Raw genomic sequence first — 18721 nt, 5'->3', positions numbered from 1 at the left:
TCCATCTCCCTTTTAATTGTATAAATATCGTACAAGTAAATTTTAACATAAATTTATATAAAATGTAAAATAATTTAATTAAATGAAATTTAAATGGATTAGAACAATAAAATTTAATATATAACTAAAAAGATATTGAAAATCATTATCAATTATGATAAAATTTAAATACGATAATGATTTTCAATTAAATGGAGGTTAATATGAATATAAAATGTGATTACTCATGTAAAAATAGAATAGATTCATCATACATAAAATGGATATTAGAACTTTTAGGGCCTGTAATCTTAGGATCAAAGCCTAGTGAAATATTAAATATTTCACTTAATGACAACAATAAAGAATACAAAATAAAAGAAATAGAATCTTTTTCAAAAGCTGTTCTAGATTAAAATATGAGATAGTTTATAAGGATAATGGGGAAATAAAAATACTATTCATAAATAAAGATGCTCTATCGGAAACTTTAAAAAATAAAAAATGCGTAAATTTTCTTAGGTTTATAGGATATCCAAATTGCTATACGCTAGATAATTATATAAATTGCTTATTAGATAAGCTAAAAGAAAATGAATTTCCACATGAAATAGGCATATTTTAGGATATCCACTAAAAGATGTAGTAGGATTTATGGGTTATGGTAATTATGAACTTCAGAAGACAAAGTATTGGAGAGTATATGGAAATACTAAAATTTCAGATGAAATATATAATAGATTTTTAGAAGATAGGAAAAAAATGAGAAATATGCTAGAGAAAAAATCTCTTGATAGAATAAAAAAAGTAGTTTAAATAAATTGTTACTATCAAAAACTGATTCAAAAGTGTAAAAATAAGAAGGAAATGGTATTAATATACTAGAATATAATATAATCGAAATTAAATAGGCATTTAAAGGAGGCAAATATGAATTATAAATTGATAGTAACAGATATGGATGGAACCTTGTTAAATGGAGAGCATGAAATCAGCCGGAAAAATAAAGAAGCTTTGAAATTTGCTGCTGATAAAGGGGTTAATGTAGCTATTGCAACAGGGAGAATTTATGAATCAACTATTAAGTATGCTAGGGAGTTAGGAATAAAAACTCCTATAATATGTTGTAATGGAGCTTTAATTAAAGAGTCAAATGGGAATATAATATATGAAAGCCAAATAGAAAATTATATATGTAACAACATAATTGATGTTTTAGAAAAAAATAATATATATTATCAGTGTTTTACAGATGATACTATATTTACTACATATATAAATGAATGGCTTAGAAAATATCAAATGCAAGAAGATTTAAATATAAAGATAATTGAAACTGAAAATATAAAAGAACAAATATTAGGGAAAAATATTTTGAAATTTTTAATTATAGAAAGTAACTTAGAACTACTATCTAAAGTAGAATGTGAATTGAAAACTATAGAAGATATAGAATTGACTAAATCTTTCTTTGATAATATTGAGATTATGAAAAAAGGCGTTAATAAAGGTAGTGCTGTAGAAAGTTTAGGTAAATACTTAGATATAGATAAAAGTGAAATAATAACTTTTGGAGATAATCATAACGATTTAAGTATGATAAAATATGCTGGTATGGGTGTTGCAATGGGTAATGCGGAAGATATAGTGAAAAAGAATGCAAACTTTATAACTTGCAAAAACACTGAAGATGGTGTAGCAAAAGCATTAAGTGAAATATTAAAATAAATGAAAAGCATAGGCTTAAGCCTATGCTTTTTTATATATTGAGTTTAAAAATTATAAATTTAAGAAAAAATTAAAAAATTCAAATGTTAATTACCAAGATATGCTATAATTTTAGTGAAAAGAGTTATATAAATATAGAATTTGACATAAAGGACTGTCACAAATTTATCAATCTAAAATGAAAAAAGGGGTTATTATAGGGAGATGAATTATGAGTAAATCAGAGATTTTAGAAAACAACAAAAACAAAAAAGAAAAAGATTAGCATTCCTCATACTTTTACGATAATCTTTGCATTGATTATAGTTATGGCTGGATTAACTTGGATAATACCAAGTGGACAGTTTGATAGAACTGAAGTTGATGGGAGAAGTGTAGTTGTACCAGGAACATATAAAGTAGTAGAATCTAATCCACAAGGTATACCAGAAATATTTAAAGCTCCAATAGATGGATTTATAGATGCTGCAGAAGTTGTAGGATTTGTAATATTAGTTGGAGGAGCCTTTGGAATAGTAAACAAAACTGGGGCTATAGAGGCAGGTATTGGGCATACGATTTCTAAAATGAAAGGATTGGAGTTTTTAATTATTCCAATATGTATGATTTTATTTGGATTAGGAGGTACAACCTTTGGAATGCACGAAGAGGCACTTCCTTTTTACATTATATTTATTCCTATGATGGTAAGTTTGGGTTATGATTCCCTAACTGGAATGTCAGTGGTATTTATTGGAGCAGCTGCAGGAACTGCTGCATCAACAATAAATCCTTTTTCAACTGGCATAGCACAAGCTTTAGCTAATATAGCACCCGGTTCAGGGATTGGATATAGAAGTATAATTTTTGTAATTATAATGGCGATATCTATTGCATTTGTTATGTTACATGCCAATAAAGTTAAAAAATCCGCAAAATCAATTGTATACGAATTAGATAAAAAAATAGAGAACATTTTGTAATGGGACAATCATCTATAAAACCTTTTACTAAAAAAGAGTTAGCTGTTTTAGTTACATTTACTGTTGGTATGGCAGCTATGGTTTATGGAGTAATTGCAAAAGGATGGTACATACCAGAAATTTGTATGATATTCTGCGCAATGGGAATATTGTCAGGAATATTTGGAGGATTAAAACAATCTGAAATTGTAGAAGCTTTTGAAGAAGGAGCTAAAGATTTAATTACAGCAGGGCTTGCCATAGCTTTGGCTCGTGGAATAGTAATAATTGCACAAAATGGATTTATAATAGATAGTATATTAAATTCAGCAGCAAACTTATTAAATGGACTTCCAAAGTCGATATTTATAGTTCTAACATTCCTGCTTGAAAGTGCTTTAACTATATTAATACCATCATCATCAGGACTTGCATCACTTACAATACCAGTACTTGCACCACTTGGCGATTTGGTAGGAGTTTCAGCACAGCAAATAGTAACATCATTTCAATTTGGATCAGGATTTATGAATATGATCACACCTACATCTGGAGTTTTAATGGGAGCATTAGCTGTAGCTAGAGTTCCTTGGGATAAATGGCTTAAATTTATAGCTCCTTTACTAGTTACAATTACAATACTTGGAATTGGATTTTTAGTTATAGGACTTCAGTTTGGATTTTAAAAATAAAGAGCATATGCTCTTTATTTTTTGTAAATGATTTACTAGAATTTAATTTATGAAAATAAGCACAATAAAGATGAGTATATTTTAGAAAGGAGTATGAAAATGACTAATAATAAAAAACAAAATTTAACAAAAGTTGAACTTTACAAACAAAATAAAGAAGAGATTGCACAAGAGTTAGGCATAAATGGATGTGAATCAACAGAAGTTAATGCAAAGCTTGCATCTGAAGGTGAAGCTAAATATAGTAAGAAAACAATGAATAGAAAAAGCCATATAAAAAATGGTAATGGTGATTACAAAGGAAGAATGGATTTATAAAATAAAGTATTGTTTAAAAGGAATATATACATATATATTCCTTTTATTTTGCAATTATGCATTATTATGCCAAGTATATTTAAATAATTGATCACATAATGATATAATATAATAAAATAATTTTAATATACATAAATTTAAATTATTGTAATAGTGGAGGGATTTATGAAAATAAGTAATTTTACATTTAAAGGGGAAGAAGACACTGACATATATGTATATAAATATGAGCCAATAGAAAAAGAAAATATAAAGGGAATTGTTCAAATTTCCCATGGAATGGCAGAAGAAGCTAGCAGATATAAAAGATTTGCAAATTGCTTGACCGATAATGGGTACATAGTATATATAAATGATCATAGAGGACATGGTAAAAGTGCAAAAAATATAAATACAATAGGTATACTTGCACAAAAGGACGGCATACATTGTATAGTAAAAGATTTAAATAAATTAACCAAAATCATAAAAACTGAAAATAATGGATTACCTATATTTTTATTTAGTCATAGCATGGGATCATTTGCAGCTCAAAAGTATATAATCGATTATAGTGAAGATATAGACGGAGTAATACTTTCTGGAACAAATGGATTGTATGGAATAGAAGTTGATTTAGGTTTCTTAGTTGCTGAAGTTATGAGTAAAATACAAGGAAGAGAAAAAAAGGCTTGTTTAATAGATAAACTAGCTTTTGGAGGATTTAATAAAAAGTTTAAACCAAATAAATCAGAATTTGATTGGCTTAGCAGAGATTTTAAAGAAGTTGAAAAATATATAGAAAATGAATATTGTGGAGTGGTTTTTAGCAATGGATATTTTTATGATTTATTTAAGTTATTTAAAGAAATTAGAAATATAAATAATTTGGGGAAAATAAATTCTAAATTGCCTATATATATATTTGCAGGAGATAAAGACCCTGTTGGCAAATTTGGGAAAGGTATAATTAAGTTGTATGAAAATTATAAAAAAGTGGGCATAGAAAATGTTGAGTTCAAATTGTATAGTGGGGGAAGACATGAGATGCTAAATGAAATTAATAAAGATGAAGTTATAAACGATACTATAAATTGGATAAAGCAGAACAATAAAATAACTAATCAATAAATATTAAAAAAGTATTTTGTTAGTTTGAACTTAATAAATATAGCAAGATTAAAATTATGTTAAATAAATATCTTACAGAAGTATATAAATTTTGAAATTTATGGTAAAATATAAATAAAGCAAAAGAAAAGCTTTGCTTAGGGGGGAGAATATGGGGAGATTAAAAACTAGAAAATGTCATAAGTGCAAGCATACTCTAAAAAGTAAGAATTTTGTACAATTTAAAAATGGAAAACCAATATGTGACATATATAAAACTGGGATACCAGACGAAATATTCTTTAAAGCCAGATATTGCAAAAATTTTGAACTAGCAAATAAATACAATATAGTTGAAATGTTAGATAACTTTATGAAAAAGCTGAGAGGTTGTAAAGAATGCGAGAAAAAACCGAAAGTCAGTGAGAAAAAAAGTAGAGTAATATCAATAAATAAAGATGCTAAATAGGAAAAATTAATATATTATATATTAAACTTCTACAAAGTATAAATTTGTAGAAGTTTTTTTACGCTTACAAAAGATATATCAAGAAAAATACAATAAGCAATAAAATATATGAGAATAAAGTGATTTTGTATTGGGAAATAGAAATTTTTTATATAAATGGGAAACTTAATGACGACACGAGTGATGCTGAATTTTTATTTTAAATGTAAATATAACAATAGATGACAAAATGAAATATAAAAGCTTACATCGATATGATAAAATAAGATAAAAAACGCCTTGACGCTAGTGATTACAATGGTTTTATTACCCAGGTAATAAAAAATAAACACTATTTGTTGAAGTATCATATGTCGTATAAAAGACATATAATAAATTATGTTTTATCTTAAAGGGGGAGGTATGTATGAAAATAAGAGTTAATAATGATGCATCATATATAAGAGTTTTTAATGCTACGGCAAATAGCGATAAAATTGATGTATATATTAATGACGTACTTGTATTTTCTGATGTTAGGTACAGAGAATTTGTTCCATATACACCGACATTTCCTGGGGATTATACGGTCAAAGTATATGAATGTGGAAACGATGAAAAGTTAATACTAGAACAAGAGTTAACTATAGCAGGTGGGAATGTAGGGACTTTAGTTATAACCGGTATAATGCCAAAGCTTATGCTACTTGCAGTTTTTGAAGATCCAAATGAAAAGATTTGTGATTCCAGTGCAAAGTTTAGAATAGCACATTTATCGCCTACTACGGAGCCGATAGACTTAACGGTAAACGGGGTGAAAATGATAGATGAGATTCCTTTTGGCAAAAGAACTAATTATGCAGAAGTTCCTGTAGGAGTATATGATTTTGCTATAGAAGAAAGCAATGTGGAATCGGAAGGAAACTATGATAGAATAAGAATAAGTAAAAAAATTGAATTAAAGAACAATAAAATTTACACGATTTATTTAATTGGGGATGTACCAGATATTGAAATTATACAATCTTTAGATATAATAACATATATGAATAAATAATTAGAAGTACCTCAATAAGCTTTTATTGAGGTACTTCTAAATAAAAGAGATTAGGAGAGAAATTACATGAACAAAAACAGACTAAAAGAAAACATGCTTAAAGTTCCTTTGGTATATAACATTGTGACTGCAAATATTAAAGATTCTAACATACAAAGTTATGATACTAATTATGGAAATCATAAAAGACAATATTATAAGTTTTTTAATTTTGATGACAAAAGTCCAATAATATTTTTTGTTCATGGTGGAAGCTGGTGGCATGGAAGTCCAAAGCGATATTCTTATATAGGTAAATATTTTAATAAAAAGGGATTTAATGTAGTATTAATTTCATATAGACTTGTTCCTAAATTTACATATCCAACTCAGATAGATGATATTTTTAATGGATTTAAACATTTCCTAAGCAATGAAAAGGTTATGGGTGATAGGAATAAAGTTTATGTCATGGGATATTCAGCAGGAGGAGAACTAGCGGCTAACTTAGTTTTCAATGATTACTTCCATGAAAAGTATGGAATAGACAAACATATATTTAAAAAATTCATATCTATATCTGGAGTACTAAACTTTAGGTCCTGTACTAGAAAATATGCAAAATCAATTATTAAAAATTATGCAAAGGGACAAAATATAGATAAAGTAAACCCTATTAACTTGATAAAAGGAAATGAAGATATACCGGTACTTTGTATACATGGAAAGTTAGACTCATTGATAAATCCTGAATGTTCGATGAGTTTCGTTGATAAATTGAATAAGATTAATAGATCAAAATTAGCAAAATTAATTATTTTAGATAATATGTATCATAGTAATATACTGAATATAGTAAGGGGAAATGGGAAAAAAGATTCAAAGGTTATTTTAGACTTCTTAAACTAATGAAAAGAGGATCATAAATTGGGAAAAGATAGCAATATTGAAAAAAGAGATTACTTAATTGATAATCTTAAAGTTATTTTAATGTTTGCAGTTGTGTTCGGGCATACAATAGAATATTATATAAATCAAGATGATACATTAAAAAGTATGTATATGTATATATATATATTTCATATGCCTTTATTTATATTTATATCTGGATATCTATCTAAAAAAGGTGTTAAATCAAATTTAATTTTGGTTAAGAAACTTTTAATACCATATATTTTCTTTGATATAATTTGGTACATTGGAGCTTATATAGTTACAGGTGAAAATATGTTTTCTATATTTTACCCTGGATGGACATTATGGTATTTATTGAGTTTATTTTTTGGAGGATATCCATTAAATATTTAACAAAAATAAAATGGATAATTCCTATAAGTTTTGCGCTAGGATTGTTAATTGGCATTGATAGCATGGGACAAAATTTTTTATCTATATCTAGAACTATAGCGTTTTTACCGTTTTTTCTGATGGGATACTATACAGATTCAATGAAACTTAATAAAATAAGCAATATGAGTAAAGGAATTGGTTATTTCATAGTAATAGTTTTTATTTTAATTGCTATATACATATCTAAGTATGATGTAGTAGGTTATAAGTTCTTATATAACTCATATGCATATAAGACCAATCAATTAAATATGGTACAAGGATTAATAGGAAGAAGCTTGCTTTATTTAGGATCTATAATACTTAGTATAGGTATTATAAATGTAGTTCCAAATAGAAAATTTTGGTATAGTAAATATGGTAAAAATACTATGAATATATATGTATTTCATATATATTTAATCGTTATAGTAATATATTTTATACCAAATTGGAATATTAGCTTATTTTCTAATTTTGAAATAATAATAAGTCCTATATTAATAATGATTTTATTGTCAGGAGATTTTGTAAATTATATATATGATTTTATTTTTAATCCTATAAACAAATTGTTTGATTATATAGTGAGCTTAATAAAAATATAAAGGGGGATGTAGATGAAAAAATTAACTAGAAAAATAATATTATTAGTATCAGTATTATCTTTAGGACTAATGATTGGATGTTCTAAAAAAAGTGAATCAGAAAAAGAATATACAAACAAACCAATTGATCCACCAAAAGAGCTACCAATAGCAACTATAAAAGTTAAAGATTATGGAACTATAGAAGCGGAACTATACCCACACTTAGCTCCGAATACAGTTAATAACTTTATAGAACTTGCTAACAATAAGTTTTATGATGGGCTTATTTTCCATAGAGTAGTAAAAGATTTTGTTATACAAGGTGGAGATCCAGAAGGTAGTGGCACAGGAGGACCTGGATACTCTATAAAAGGAGAATTTGATGACAATGGATTTAAAAATGATATAAAACACGAAAAAGGTGTACTATCTATGGCTAGAAGCCAACAACCAGATTCAGCTGGAAGTCAATTTTTCATAGTTACAAAAGATGCAAAAAACTTAGACAAGCAGTATGCAGCTTTTGGGAAAGTAATAAAAGGAATGGATGTTGTAGATAAAATAAATAATGTGCCTGTAGATTCTAAGGAAAAGCCTAAGAAAAATATAGTTATAGAAAGTATAAGGGTTGACACTAAAGGTGTAGAATATAAACCTGCTGAAAAAATTAAATAGATAATAAAATAAGAGTAGATATTCTACTCTTATTTTTATGTGAAAAGTTAAAACTATTGAAATAAAAATGAAAAATAGTATACTTATAAAAGGATGGCTAAAATCAATTAGGAGAAATATTATGGACATATTAACTAAAAGACAAAAAGATATATTGCAATATACCTTTTTATTATTTTTAATTATACTGACTACATATTTAGTGTGTACGACTCTAAACATAAATGTTTTATCTAAAATTATCAAAATTATAAATTTAAAATATATAGCATTAGGATTTTTATGCATAATAATGTATATAATATTAGAAGCACATATTTTGAATATAATATTAAATTCAATTCATAAAACAAAAGTTAAGTCTTTAGGATTTAACATAGGAACAATGGGTTTGTATTATAACTTGGTAACTCCTTTGGCTTCTGGAAGCCAACCGATGCAAATTTATGCTTTGACAAAATCTAAGGTTCCTGTAAGTAAAGCTACTGCAGTTATAGCGAATAAGACTGTTATATTTCAAACTGTAGTTACACTATATTGTGGGATATTATTGTTTAATCATTATATCTACTTAGAAAGAGAGCTAAACTCTATAGTTATATTAGTTGCAACTGGTATGATTATGAATATATTTGCATTGAGCTTTGGTATTTTAATAATATATAGTCCTAAAAAACTAAGAAAATAATAAACATAGCACTAAACATACTAAAAAAGATAAAAATATTTAAAAAACTAGAAGATAAACAAGAAAGCGTAAATGAATTTATTGATGAGTATAATTATTCAATTAAGTTATTTTTAAATGATAAAAAGTCATTAATAAAATGTTTACTTTTTACGATAGTTCAATTGACTTTGTATTTTAGTATAGCTTATTGTATATACAAATCATTAAGTTTGAATTCTCAGTCATATGCACATATGTTAACGTTACAGGCTTTTTTATACATGGCAGTATCTCCTGTTCCAACACCTGGAAATGTAGGAGCTAATGAAATTGCATTTTTTACTATATTTAAAGATGTAATTCCTAAAGAATTATTAGGGTATTCTGTATTTTTATATGGAATATTTATATATTATTTTGTATTATTATTTTGTGGAATTTTTACAATTAGATACCATTATAAAATGAAAAAAATAAGAAAAAATGAAACTAGTAGTAACATTAATTCATAAAAAATAATATTATATATAAATAGTGAACCACAACATTAGAGGTGACATGGATGTTTATATCAGTTATATTGTGGAGTTTAGTAATTTGTATTATTACTTTAGGTATTTACTATTTATATGACGATAAAAAGTCAAAAAACGATGATAAAGAAGATTTATATTAAATTTACTGAAAAAGAAAAGTATTTATACTTTTCTTTTTTCTTTTTTTTATAGAAAAAATTATAAGTTTAAAATAAATGCTATATGGACATTCTAGTATTAAACGATATAAAAGGAAGGTAATATTATGTCTAACAAAAAAATACTAGTAAAGATAAAAATAACTTAGATAACAATAAAGAAATTAAAGAATTATTAAAAGAGAATAATAACAAAGAGGAAATCGCTGAAGAAATTTCTCACAATAAAAAAATAGCTGATATATTAGGGAATAGATTAGCAAATAAAAATTTTTTCCCTCCATGCTAAAATAATCTTAAGGAGTGAAGCATATGACTGAAAATAGATTTAAAAATGGACAATATGAAAATGCTTTACAATACACAAAAGAGATATTAAATACAAGTTTATCTATGAATGACATAATAAGTAAGAACAATACAAGTGATGAAAAACATGAAAAAGATAAGGATCATAAAGATAGTAATAAATAATAAAAAAGCTTATGTATTTAATACATAAGCTTTTTTATTATTTATTACTATCTTTTAATGCTAGAAATTATAATAATTATTTTATAGTTAGAAATACGTACTATTTTTTTAAAAAAAATAATAAAAATTCGGATTTTAGGTTGATAAAACTTTCGAATCTGATATAATCAAAATATAAACACGAATATTAAATCTGATTTGGATTATAATATACCGAATATTAAGGGGGAGAAAATTTTTATGAATGAAAAAAATTCAGTAATTTATCAGTTAAATGGAAGACCTAAACTTAAAGAGGCCATACCATTAGGACTTCAACATGTACTTGCAATGTTTGTAGGAAATGTTACTCCATTAATTATTATTTCAGGAGCATTAGGATTAAGCCTTGATGATAAAACTATATTAGTTCAATGTGCAATGTTAGTGTCTGGATTAGTAACATTAGTTCAGTGTTATAAAATAGGACCATTTGGAGCTAAATTACCTATAGTTATGGGAACGAGCTTTGGGTTTGTTTCTGTTGCAACAGCAGTAGGAGCTAAATATGGGTATGAAGGTGTTTTAGGAGCATGTTTAGCTGGTAGTTTAATTGAAATTGTATTTGGTACATATATAAGTAAAATAAGAAAGTTTTTCCCTCCGGTAGTTACAGGGACTGTAGTTTTAGCAATTGGGATTTCATTACTTCCGACAGGTATTAACTATTTTGCAGGTGGAATAGGGGCAAGTGATTTTGGATCACTATCAAATTTATTATTAGGAAGTATAGTATTAGTAACTGTTTTATTTTGTAAGCAATACACTAAAGGAATAACTAGTATAGCTTCGATTTTAATAGGACTTATAGTAGGATATATAGTAGCTATACCAATGGGTAAAATAGATTTTTCTCAAATTTCAAACATGGCACTGATTTCTATTCCTATGCCATTACAATTTGGATTTGAATTCCATATAGATGCAATATTTGCATTTGTATGTATGTTTATAGTTTCTGGAGTTGAAACTGTTGGGGATATAACAGCTATTACACATTCAGGTGTAGGGCGTGACGCTACAGATGAGGAAATATCAGGTGGAGTTATGGCAGATGGATTTGGAAGTGTTATTGCAGCTTTATTTAACTCCATGCCAACTACTTCATTTGGACAAAATGTAGGTCTTATAGCGATGACAAAAGTCATAAATAGAAACGTAGTTGGAATAGGGGCTGTTTTTTTAATATTAGCAGCTATCTTCCCTAAATTTGGAGCATTAATATCTTTAATGCCAGCTAGTGTATTAGGAGGAGCTAGTGTAATGATGTTTGCGATGATTGCAGTAAGTGGAATAAAACTTATAACATCAGAACCTTTAAATAATAGAAATAGTACAATAGTTGCAGTTGCATTAGGGCTTGGAGTAGGATTAACATTAGTTCCAGGTGTTTTATCTCAAATGCCAGAGCCTATACAATTAATATTTGGAGATTCAGGACTTATAGTAGTTGCTATAATAGCTATATTTTTAAATATGGTATTGCCGAAAGAAGAATCAGAGGTAAACAATAAAATAGAAGTTGGGAATTCAAGTACACAAGCTTCATAAATTTAAGATTAGTAAAATTAAAACAAGTGAACCTCCTAAAAATTATTTCATATTATTTAATTAGAAATAAATTTTAGGAGGTTTTTTATGGAAACATCAATTCAAACAATAGCTAGTAATAATTTACTAATAATATTTGCTATAGTTGCTATAACTGGGATATTATGTAGCAAATTAAGTGAGCAAATTAATATTCCTGATGTTGTATTATTTTTGATTGCTGGGATAATTATTGGTCCATCATTTTTTAAGTTTATTGATATAAGTTCATATCAAATTGAAAATCAATTGATTTTAACATTTGGATCAGCATTTATACTGTACTTAGGTGGAAAAGAAATAAGTTTGAAAGTTTTAAAAAATGTTAAAGCTACGGTATTACTATTATCAACACTAGGTATTTTAATATCAGCATTTATAATGAAAGAAATAATTGGATTATCATTTGAAATAAGCTCAATTTCAGCATTACTTGCAGGAGCTATAATAGCATCTACAGATCCTGCAACATTGGTGCCGATTTTTAATAGTGTAAGGATTAAAGATAAGGTAAAACAAACTGTAATAAGTGAGTCCGCATTTAATGATGCAACAGGAGCTATTTTAACATCAGCAGTAATTACTATAATTTTATCAGGAAAATTTTCGTTTGAAGAAAATATTTATAATTTAATCATAATGATTATTCTTGGAGTTACAGTAGGCTTAATTACTGGAATTTTGCTATTAAAATTAATAAGTGATAAGCCTTATGGTGTGCTAAGGGACTTTGCACCTATAGTATCTATTTTATCAGTTATAATCTCGTATGAACTGGCTACTAAACTAGGTGGGAGTGGATATATGGCATGTTTCATAGTGGGAATTATAAATGGAAATAAGAAAAATTTTAAAATTTGGTTAACTCAAAGGTCATACGATACTGATTTAAATGTTGTAGAAACTTTAGGAACAGTATGTAGAATGATGATATTTATAATTTTAGGAAGCCAAGTTAATTTACATGTTTTAATGAAATATTTATTACCGTCATTACTTGTTGTTGTAGGACTTATTTTTATAGCAAGACCAATAAGTGTACTTATATGCACAATATGTGATAAAAAAGCTAAATGGTCTAGAAATGAAATTCTTTTTATGATGTGGGTAAGAGAAACGGGAGTAATTCCAGCTGCTCTTTGCGGTATAATTACAACTATGAAAATACCTGGTTATGAAATTATTTCATCAATTGTATTTATGACAATACTTATAACTTTGATAATTCAGGGAAGTACAACTAAATATATAGCTGGAAAATTAGGATTATTAGAAGAAGAATAACATATAATTTACTATTAGGTTAATTTAGGTATAAAAATTTAATGGATTTTTATACCTAAATTTAAGGAATAATTAAATTATTTTAATAAAAGTAAAACAATAAAGTGTGATATAATTAAAAAAATTATATAGATTAATAAAATAACTTGCATAATTAAAGAGGGAGGAACAGTATGTTTACACTTACTGATATAGTACAGCCAAACACATTAGAAGAAGCATACTCAATATTGACTAAGAGGAAAAATAATCAAATTCTTGGAGGTACAGCATTTCTAAGAATGGGGAAAAAAGAATAGGTACAGGAATTGAACTTTCCAACCTTGATTTAGATTATATAAAAGAAGATGATAACTTTATAGAAATTGGAGCTATGACGACTTTAAGAAGCTTAGAAACTAGCGATATTATAAAAAATAATTTTAAAATATTAACTGATTCAGTTAGAGATATAATAGGGGTTCAATTTAGAAATGTAGTTACAGTTGGAGGTAGCGTATTTTCAAAATATGGATTTTCTGATTTAATAGTAGCCCTTCTTTGTTTAGATACAGAGGTGGATACGTTTAAAGGCGGAAGATTAAGCTTAGATGAGTTTTTAAATAAGAATTATGAAAAAGACATATTAACTAAAATATATATAAATAAAAATAATAAAAATTCAGTTTATAAGTCTATGAGAAATGCTAAAAGTGATTATCCAATACTAAATGTATCTGTATCTAAATTAGATAATGAATTTAAGATATGTATAGGCGCAAGACCTCAAAGAGCAAAAGTAGCTATAGAAGCTAGTCAATTTTTATCTAATAATCAATTAAATGATGAAAATATAGAAAAAGCTATAGATTTAATAAAAAATGATATTGAATTTGGAACAAATATGAGAGCATCTAAAGAATATAGAGAACAAATAAGTAAAGTATTAGTCAAAAGAGCAATCATGGAGGTTACAAAATGTTAGTAGAACTTAATGTAAATGGGAAAAAGAGAAAAGTTGATATAGAGCCAGAAGAATATTTAGTAGATAGCTTAAGAAAATTAGGAAATTTAAGTGTTAAAAGAGGATGTGACACAGGATGTTGCGGGCTTTGCTCTGTATGGATAAATAAAAGACCTACATTATCGTGTGCAACTTTAACAGTTAGAGCATTAAATAAAGAAATTATAACTATAGAAGGCTTAGAAAAAGAAGCTAGTGAATTTGCAAAAATATTAGTTAGCGAAGGTGCAGAACAATGTGGATTCTGCTCTCCTGGATTTATAATGACAGTTATAGCTATGAAGGAAGAATTAAGTAATCCTACAGAAGAGGAGATAATACACTATTTAACTGGTAATTTATGCAGATGCACAGGATACATGGGACAATTAAGAGCAATCAAAAGTTATCTGGGGGTAAAATAAATGATGAAAATAGTCGGAAAAGGAATACATAAAATAGATGGAATGTCTATAGCTACAGGTAAGCCTGTATATACTGATGATTTAGCAGCAAAAGATGCACTAGTTGTTAAAATTTTAAGAAGTCCTCATGCTTATGCAAAGATAAAAAATATTGATACGTCTAGGGCTTTAATGGTTGATGGTGTAGAGTGTGTATTAACTTATAAAGATGTACCTAACAATAGATTTACACTAGCTGGACAATCATACCCAGAACCATCACCATATGATAGATTGATACTTGAAGATACAGTTAGATATGTTGGTGATGAAGTAGCTATAATTGCAGCTATAGATGAAAAAACTGCATTAAAAGCTATGAAAATGATAAAAGTTGAATATGAAATTTTAAAGCCTATAATAGACATGGAAGATGCGATTGATAATGAAATGTTAGTTCATGATGAAGACAGACACTGCAATTTTGACATAGGTATGGAAAGAGAAAGAAATATAGTATCAAAACATTTGTATGAAAAGGGAAATATAGAAGAAGAACTTGAAAAGTGTGATGTTGTAATCGAAGAAACATATTATACACAAGCTCAAGCTCATGCAATGATGGAAACGTATAGAGCATACAACTACTTAGACCATACAGGTAGATTAGTTGTAGTAAGTTCTACACAAATTCCGTTTCATGTAAGAAGACACTTATCAAGAGCATTGAATATACCTTCAAGTAAAATAAGAGTTATAAAACCTAGAATAGGTGGAGGATTTGGAGGAAAACAAACTGCTTGTGTTGAAATATTCTCTGCAATTGTAACGTTGAAAACAGGAAAACCTGCAAAAATAATTTATGATAGAAAAGAAACATTTAACTGTTCTACAAGTAGACATGCAATGAAGCTAGATGTAAAAATTGGAGCAACAAAAGAGGGAATAATAAAAGTTATAGATATAGATGCTTTATCAGATACGGGAGCATACGGAGAACACGCTTCAACAACTTTTGGGCTAGTAGGAGAAAAAACTATGCCTATGTACAATAAGCTTACAGCATCTAGGTTCAAAGGAAATGTAGTATATACAAATAAAATGCCAGCTGGAGCACTTAGAGGGTATGGGGCTACACAAGGGTGTTTTGCAGTAGAGTCAACTATAAACATGTTAGCACATAAATTAAATATGGATCCTACAGAAATAAGACTTAAAAATATAGTAAAAGAAGGCGAAACTAGCTTTGCTTATGATAAAACTTTAAATAGTGTAGATTTAGTAAAATGTATAAATAAAGGTAAAGAACTTATAAAATGGGATGAAAAATATCCTTCGAAAAAATTAGAAAATGGAAAAGTTAGAAGTGTTGGAATGGGACTTACTATGCAAGGATCAGGTATAGCAGGTATTGATACAGCTAGTGTGGAAATAAAATTAAATGATGATGGCAATTACACATTAATGGTAGGGTCTACAGATATGGGAACTGGAAGTGACACTATTTTAGCACAAATGGCATGTGAAATATTAGAAACTACAATGGATAAAATTAATGTTATATCAGCTGATACTGATGTAGTACCATATGATCCGGGGTCTTATGCATCATCTACAACTTATGTCACAGGAATGGCTGTTGTTAAAGCTTCCAACATACTTCGTGACAAGATAATAGATATAGGGGCTAAGAGACTTGGAATAGACAAAGAATACACTGAATTTGACGGTGAGTATGTATATAGTGAGCACAATAGAATATCAGTATTTGATATAGCGGTTGACTTTACAGTTGGACCAGAAAAAGAACAGTTAGTAGGCTATGCATCTCATGGTAGTGAAGTATCACCTCCTCCATTTATAGCTGGGTTTGTTGAAACAGAGATGGATTTAGAAACAGGTAAATATGAAGTTGTTGATTATGTTGCTGTTGTGGATTGCGGAACTGTTATAAATAAAAACTTAGCAAAGATACAAGTTGAAGGTGGTATAGTTCAAGGTATAGGAATGGCTATGTTTGAAGAAGTTAGACATACGGATGACGGACATATGGATACAAATACATTTATGCAATACAAAATACCTGCTAGATGTGATGTTGGAAATGTCATTGTAGATTTTGTAGAGACAAATGAACCAACAGGGCCATTTGGAGCGAAATCAGTAGGAGAAGTTGTTATAAACACACCTCTACCAGCTATACAAGAATCTGTATATAATGCTTGTGGAGTTAGAGTTAATACGCTTCCTATAACACCTGAGAAGGTATTTATGGAAATGAATAAATAAAAGTTAGGATAATTATCCTAACTTTTTTACGCTTAAGGAAATTTTACTTAACTAAGTTTTGTGGATAACTTATGTAACATAGCTATATAAATGTTTTGGTGAAAGTAAAAAATGATATTTTGAGCAACGGACGAAGTCGTTGGCGACATGAGCGAAGCGAATTTTTTATTGATTATATAAAATTAACTATATATTAAAAGGTTTGAAATTATTTTTATCGAATTTATAATAAATTGAAAAATTAAATGAGGGATATTATGAGTAATGAAGAGAATATAATTAAATCAAGTGTAAAAATTAATACAAAAACAAGTTTACTTAAAGATCTAAAAGCTATGGGAGTTAAAGAAGGGATGACTATTATAGTGCACTCATCTCTAAGTTCGATTGGATGGGTTTGTGGAGGCCCTATATCTGTTATAGACGCTCTTTTAGAGGCTGTAGGAGAAAATGGCAATATAGTTATGCCTAGTCATACTGGAGACTATTCTGACCCAATATATTGGTGTAATCCACCTGTTCCTGAAAGTTGGCATGAAATAATAAAAAATGAAATGCCTGCTTTTAACAAATTAACAACTCCATGTAGAGGAATGGGAATAATAGCACAAACCTTTATAAGTTATGAAGGGGTAACAAGAAGTAATCATCCACAAGTATCATTTAGTGCTTATGGAAAAGATAAAGAATTTATAACAAATAACCATAGTTTAGAATATGGACTATCAGAAGAATCACCATTAGCTAGAGTTTATGATTTAGACGGATATATTCTACTTTTAGGGGTTCCTTATGAAAATAATACATCATTTCATTTAAGTGAGTATAGAAGTAATTGCAGAGAAACATTCATATCAGGAGCGCCTATACTAGAAAATGGAATGAGAGTATGGAAAGAATTCGAAGATTTAGAAGTAGATTCTGATTGTTTTGGATATATTGGAGAAGTTTTTGAAAATAATCACAAGGTTATAAACTATAAAATAGGAAATGCAAATTGTAAATTGATGCCTCAGAGAGACTGTGTAGATTTTGCTACAAAATTTTTATCTAAATCTAAATAATTAAAATATGCAATATTAAGAAAATTGTGTTAATGATGTGTTATAATAGTATTATCAATAAGAAAATGGGGGATATGTATGAAAAATTTAGACTTAAGCAAACTAAGTTTAGTAACAGATTTTAATTTAGTTAATAGCTTAATAGCTATGACACAAGTATACAAAGATATAGAGCCTAAAGATATACCAAGAATAGAGGAGTACATACAAAGTAAATTTACGGATAAAGAGTTGCTTGAAATTGGGATGGAGATAGTTAAAAATAAGGAAAATAAAATGAGTTTTGATGAGATAAAAGTTATAGCAGAAAAAAGATTAAATGAATACATGGATAAAAAAGAAGCTCAAAGAGAACTTGTTAAAAATGTATAAATAAAAATAAAAAGGATGATTTCAATAAAAATTG

Annotated in this window: 23 protein-coding genes and 1 pseudogene; all 24 read left to right on the top strand. The window is 27.6% G+C overall.

The genetic code is table 11. The features are described from left to right. Positions 1-203: 203 nt before the first annotated feature. The 24 genes and pseudogenes from LEQ07_RS06280 to LEQ07_RS06165 all read left to right on the top strand — a co-directional run bounded on the left by LEQ07_RS06280 (position 204) and on the right by LEQ07_RS06165 (position 18687). Positions 204-395: a hypothetical protein gene (locus LEQ07_RS06280; RefSeq protein ID WP_263329939.1), complete on the top strand. Its 192-nt coding sequence runs from the start codon at positions 204-206 to the stop codon at positions 393-395. Beyond that, a pseudogene (locus LEQ07_RS22900) lies at positions 347-795 on the top strand (DUF3793 family protein). Before LEQ07_RS06280 ends, LEQ07_RS22900 begins: the two are co-directional and overlap by 49 nt. A 114-nt stretch (positions 796-909) precedes the next feature. Beyond that, positions 910-1707 carry a Cof-type HAD-IIB family hydrolase gene (locus LEQ07_RS06265; protein ID WP_263329937.1) on the top strand — a complete coding sequence of 266 codons (798 nt, stop codon included), beginning with the start codon at positions 910-912 and terminating at the stop codon, positions 1705-1707. Positions 1708-2015: 308 nt separating this feature from the next. Then, positions 2016-2669 carry a hypothetical protein gene (locus LEQ07_RS06260; RefSeq protein ID WP_263329936.1) on the top strand — a complete coding sequence of 218 codons (654 nt, stop codon included), beginning with the start codon at positions 2016-2018 and terminating at the stop codon, positions 2667-2669. Further along, a complete protein-coding gene (locus LEQ07_RS06255; protein ID WP_263329935.1) occupies positions 2669-3334 on the top strand; it encodes a hypothetical protein in 666 nt (221 codons plus the stop codon). The genes LEQ07_RS06260 and LEQ07_RS06255 overlap by 1 nt, the downstream gene beginning before the upstream one ends. A 105-nt stretch (positions 3335-3439) precedes the next feature. Further along, positions 3440-3658, top strand: coding sequence for a hypothetical protein (locus tag LEQ07_RS06250; RefSeq protein ID WP_046823425.1), 219 nt, complete (start codon positions 3440-3442; stop codon positions 3656-3658). 165 nt (positions 3659-3823) lie between these two features. Continuing rightward, on the top strand, positions 3824-4768 hold the full coding sequence (locus LEQ07_RS06245) for an alpha/beta hydrolase (RefSeq protein WP_263329934.1): 945 nt from the start codon (positions 3824-3826) through the stop codon (positions 4766-4768). 151 nt (positions 4769-4919) lie between these two features. Next, complete coding sequence (locus tag LEQ07_RS06240; RefSeq protein WP_046823423.1) at positions 4920-5216, top strand: hypothetical protein; 297 nt, start codon at positions 4920-4922, stop codon at positions 5214-5216. Positions 5217-5622: 406 nt separating this feature from the next. Further along, positions 5623-6252 carry a DUF4397 domain-containing protein gene (locus tag LEQ07_RS06235; protein WP_263329933.1) on the top strand — a complete coding sequence of 210 codons (630 nt, stop codon included), beginning with the start codon at positions 5623-5625 and terminating at the stop codon, positions 6250-6252. 66 nt (positions 6253-6318) lie between these two features. Next, the gene (locus LEQ07_RS06230) at positions 6319-7140 is read left to right on the top strand and encodes an alpha/beta hydrolase (RefSeq protein ID WP_263329932.1); all 822 of its coding nucleotides are present in this window, start codon (positions 6319-6321) and stop codon (positions 7138-7140) included. An 18-nt stretch (positions 7141-7158) separates the two neighbouring features. Further along, positions 7159-7539, top strand: a complete 381-nt coding sequence (locus tag LEQ07_RS06225) for an acyltransferase family protein (RefSeq protein WP_263329931.1) — start codon at positions 7159-7161, stop codon at positions 7537-7539. 62 nt (positions 7540-7601) lie between these two features. Then, a complete protein-coding gene (locus tag LEQ07_RS06220) occupies positions 7602-8168 on the top strand; it encodes a hypothetical protein (RefSeq protein WP_263329930.1) in 567 nt (188 codons plus the stop codon). A gap of 12 nt (positions 8169-8180) precedes the next feature. Continuing rightward, the gene (locus LEQ07_RS06215) at positions 8181-8825 is read left to right on the top strand and encodes a peptidylprolyl isomerase (protein ID WP_046823419.1); all 645 of its coding nucleotides are present in this window, start codon (positions 8181-8183) and stop codon (positions 8823-8825) included. A 121-nt stretch (positions 8826-8946) separates the two neighbouring features. Next, the gene (locus LEQ07_RS06210; RefSeq protein ID WP_263329929.1) at positions 8947-9513 is read left to right on the top strand and encodes a lysylphosphatidylglycerol synthase transmembrane domain-containing protein; all 567 of its coding nucleotides are present in this window, start codon (positions 8947-8949) and stop codon (positions 9511-9513) included. Further along, positions 9510-10007, top strand: a complete 498-nt coding sequence (locus LEQ07_RS06205; protein ID WP_317852028.1) for a lysylphosphatidylglycerol synthase transmembrane domain-containing protein — start codon at positions 9510-9512, stop codon at positions 10005-10007. Before LEQ07_RS06210 ends, LEQ07_RS06205 begins: the two co-directional genes overlap by 4 nt. A 494-nt stretch (positions 10008-10501) precedes the next feature. Continuing rightward, the gene (locus LEQ07_RS06200) at positions 10502-10663 is read left to right on the top strand and encodes a hypothetical protein (RefSeq protein ID WP_161794391.1); all 162 of its coding nucleotides are present in this window, start codon (positions 10502-10504) and stop codon (positions 10661-10663) included. 240 nt (positions 10664-10903) lie between these two features. Then, positions 10904-12253: a uracil-xanthine permease family protein gene (locus tag LEQ07_RS06195; RefSeq protein ID WP_263329928.1), complete on the top strand. Its 1350-nt coding sequence runs from the start codon at positions 10904-10906 to the stop codon at positions 12251-12253. A gap of 87 nt (positions 12254-12340) precedes the next feature. Next, positions 12341-13576 (top strand): cation:proton antiporter, encoded by a 1236-nt coding sequence (locus LEQ07_RS06190; RefSeq protein ID WP_046823415.1) that lies wholly within the window; start codon positions 12341-12343, stop codon positions 13574-13576. Between the two features lie 173 nt (positions 13577-13749). Beyond that, the gene (locus tag LEQ07_RS20870) at positions 13750-13875 is read left to right on the top strand and encodes a hypothetical protein (protein WP_332842407.1); all 126 of its coding nucleotides are present in this window, start codon (positions 13750-13752) and stop codon (positions 13873-13875) included. Then, positions 13848-14540, top strand: a complete 693-nt coding sequence (locus LEQ07_RS06185) for an FAD binding domain-containing protein (RefSeq protein ID WP_332842967.1) — start codon at positions 13848-13850, stop codon at positions 14538-14540. The genes LEQ07_RS20870 and LEQ07_RS06185 overlap by 28 nt, the downstream gene beginning before the upstream one ends. Beyond that, positions 14534-14983 (top strand): (2Fe-2S)-binding protein, encoded by a 450-nt coding sequence (locus LEQ07_RS06180; RefSeq protein WP_263329927.1) that lies wholly within the window; start codon positions 14534-14536, stop codon positions 14981-14983. Before LEQ07_RS06185 ends, LEQ07_RS06180 begins: the two co-directional genes overlap by 7 nt. 3 nt (positions 14984-14986) lie before the next feature. Next, positions 14987-17251 carry a xanthine dehydrogenase family protein molybdopterin-binding subunit gene (locus tag LEQ07_RS06175; RefSeq protein WP_263329992.1) on the top strand — a complete coding sequence of 755 codons (2265 nt, stop codon included), beginning with the start codon at positions 14987-14989 and terminating at the stop codon, positions 17249-17251. Between the two features lie 257 nt (positions 17252-17508). Beyond that, the gene (locus LEQ07_RS06170; protein WP_263329926.1) at positions 17509-18315 is read left to right on the top strand and encodes an aminoglycoside N(3)-acetyltransferase; all 807 of its coding nucleotides are present in this window, start codon (positions 17509-17511) and stop codon (positions 18313-18315) included. Between the two features lie 78 nt (positions 18316-18393). After that, positions 18394-18687 (top strand): hypothetical protein, encoded by a 294-nt coding sequence (locus LEQ07_RS06165; protein ID WP_046823121.1) that lies wholly within the window; start codon positions 18394-18396, stop codon positions 18685-18687. The last annotated feature ends 34 nt before the right edge of the window (positions 18688-18721 follow it).

The sequence above is a fragment of the Paraclostridium sp. AKS73 genome, assembly GCF_025671395.1.
In the GTDB taxonomy this organism is placed as follows: Bacteria; Bacillota; Clostridia; order Peptostreptococcales; family Peptostreptococcaceae; genus Paraclostridium; species Paraclostridium benzoelyticum.
This window is presented reverse-complemented; position numbering and strand designations above follow the sequence as displayed.

Bases quoted from the DNA above. Each gene is read 5' to 3' on its own strand.
- LEQ07_RS06280 (WP_263329939.1), top strand. From the start codon at position 204: ATGAATATAAAATGTGATTACTCATGTAAAAATAGAATAGATTCATCA.
- LEQ07_RS06265 (WP_263329937.1), top strand. From the start codon at position 910: ATGAATTATAAATTGATAGTAACAGATATGGATGGAACCTTGTTAAAT.
- LEQ07_RS06260 (WP_263329936.1), top strand. From the start codon at position 2,016: ATGGCTGGATTAACTTGGATAATACCAAGTGGACAGTTTGATAGAACT.
- LEQ07_RS06255 (WP_263329935.1), top strand. From the start codon at position 2,669: ATGGGACAATCATCTATAAAACCTTTTACTAAAAAAGAGTTAGCTGTT.
- LEQ07_RS06250 (WP_046823425.1), top strand. From the start codon at position 3,440: ATGACTAATAATAAAAAACAAAATTTAACAAAAGTTGAACTTTACAAA.
- LEQ07_RS06245 (WP_263329934.1), top strand. From the start codon at position 3,824: ATGAAAATAAGTAATTTTACATTTAAAGGGGAAGAAGACACTGACATA.
- LEQ07_RS06240 (WP_046823423.1), top strand. From the start codon at position 4,920: ATGGGGAGATTAAAAACTAGAAAATGTCATAAGTGCAAGCATACTCTA.
- LEQ07_RS06235 (WP_263329933.1), top strand. From the start codon at position 5,623: ATGAAAATAAGAGTTAATAATGATGCATCATATATAAGAGTTTTTAAT.
- LEQ07_RS06230 (WP_263329932.1), top strand. From the start codon at position 6,319: ATGAACAAAAACAGACTAAAAGAAAACATGCTTAAAGTTCCTTTGGTA.
- LEQ07_RS06220 (WP_263329930.1), top strand. From the start codon at position 7,602: ATGGGACAAAATTTTTTATCTATATCTAGAACTATAGCGTTTTTACCG.
- LEQ07_RS06215 (WP_046823419.1), top strand. From the start codon at position 8,181: ATGAAAAAATTAACTAGAAAAATAATATTATTAGTATCAGTATTATCT.
- LEQ07_RS06210 (WP_263329929.1), top strand. From the start codon at position 8,947: ATGGACATATTAACTAAAAGACAAAAAGATATATTGCAATATACCTTT.
- LEQ07_RS06200 (WP_161794391.1), top strand. From the start codon at position 10,502: ATGACTGAAAATAGATTTAAAAATGGACAATATGAAAATGCTTTACAA.
- LEQ07_RS06195 (WP_263329928.1), top strand. From the start codon at position 10,904: ATGAATGAAAAAAATTCAGTAATTTATCAGTTAAATGGAAGACCTAAA.
- LEQ07_RS06190 (WP_046823415.1), top strand. From the start codon at position 12,341: ATGGAAACATCAATTCAAACAATAGCTAGTAATAATTTACTAATAATA.
- LEQ07_RS20870 (WP_332842407.1), top strand. From the start codon at position 13,750: ATGTTTACACTTACTGATATAGTACAGCCAAACACATTAGAAGAAGCA.
- LEQ07_RS06180 (WP_263329927.1), top strand. From the start codon at position 14,534: ATGTTAGTAGAACTTAATGTAAATGGGAAAAAGAGAAAAGTTGATATA.
- LEQ07_RS06175 (WP_263329992.1), top strand. From the start codon at position 14,987: ATGAAAATAGTCGGAAAAGGAATACATAAAATAGATGGAATGTCTATA.
- LEQ07_RS06170 (WP_263329926.1), top strand. From the start codon at position 17,509: ATGAGTAATGAAGAGAATATAATTAAATCAAGTGTAAAAATTAATACA.
- LEQ07_RS06165 (WP_046823121.1), top strand. From the start codon at position 18,394: ATGAAAAATTTAGACTTAAGCAAACTAAGTTTAGTAACAGATTTTAAT.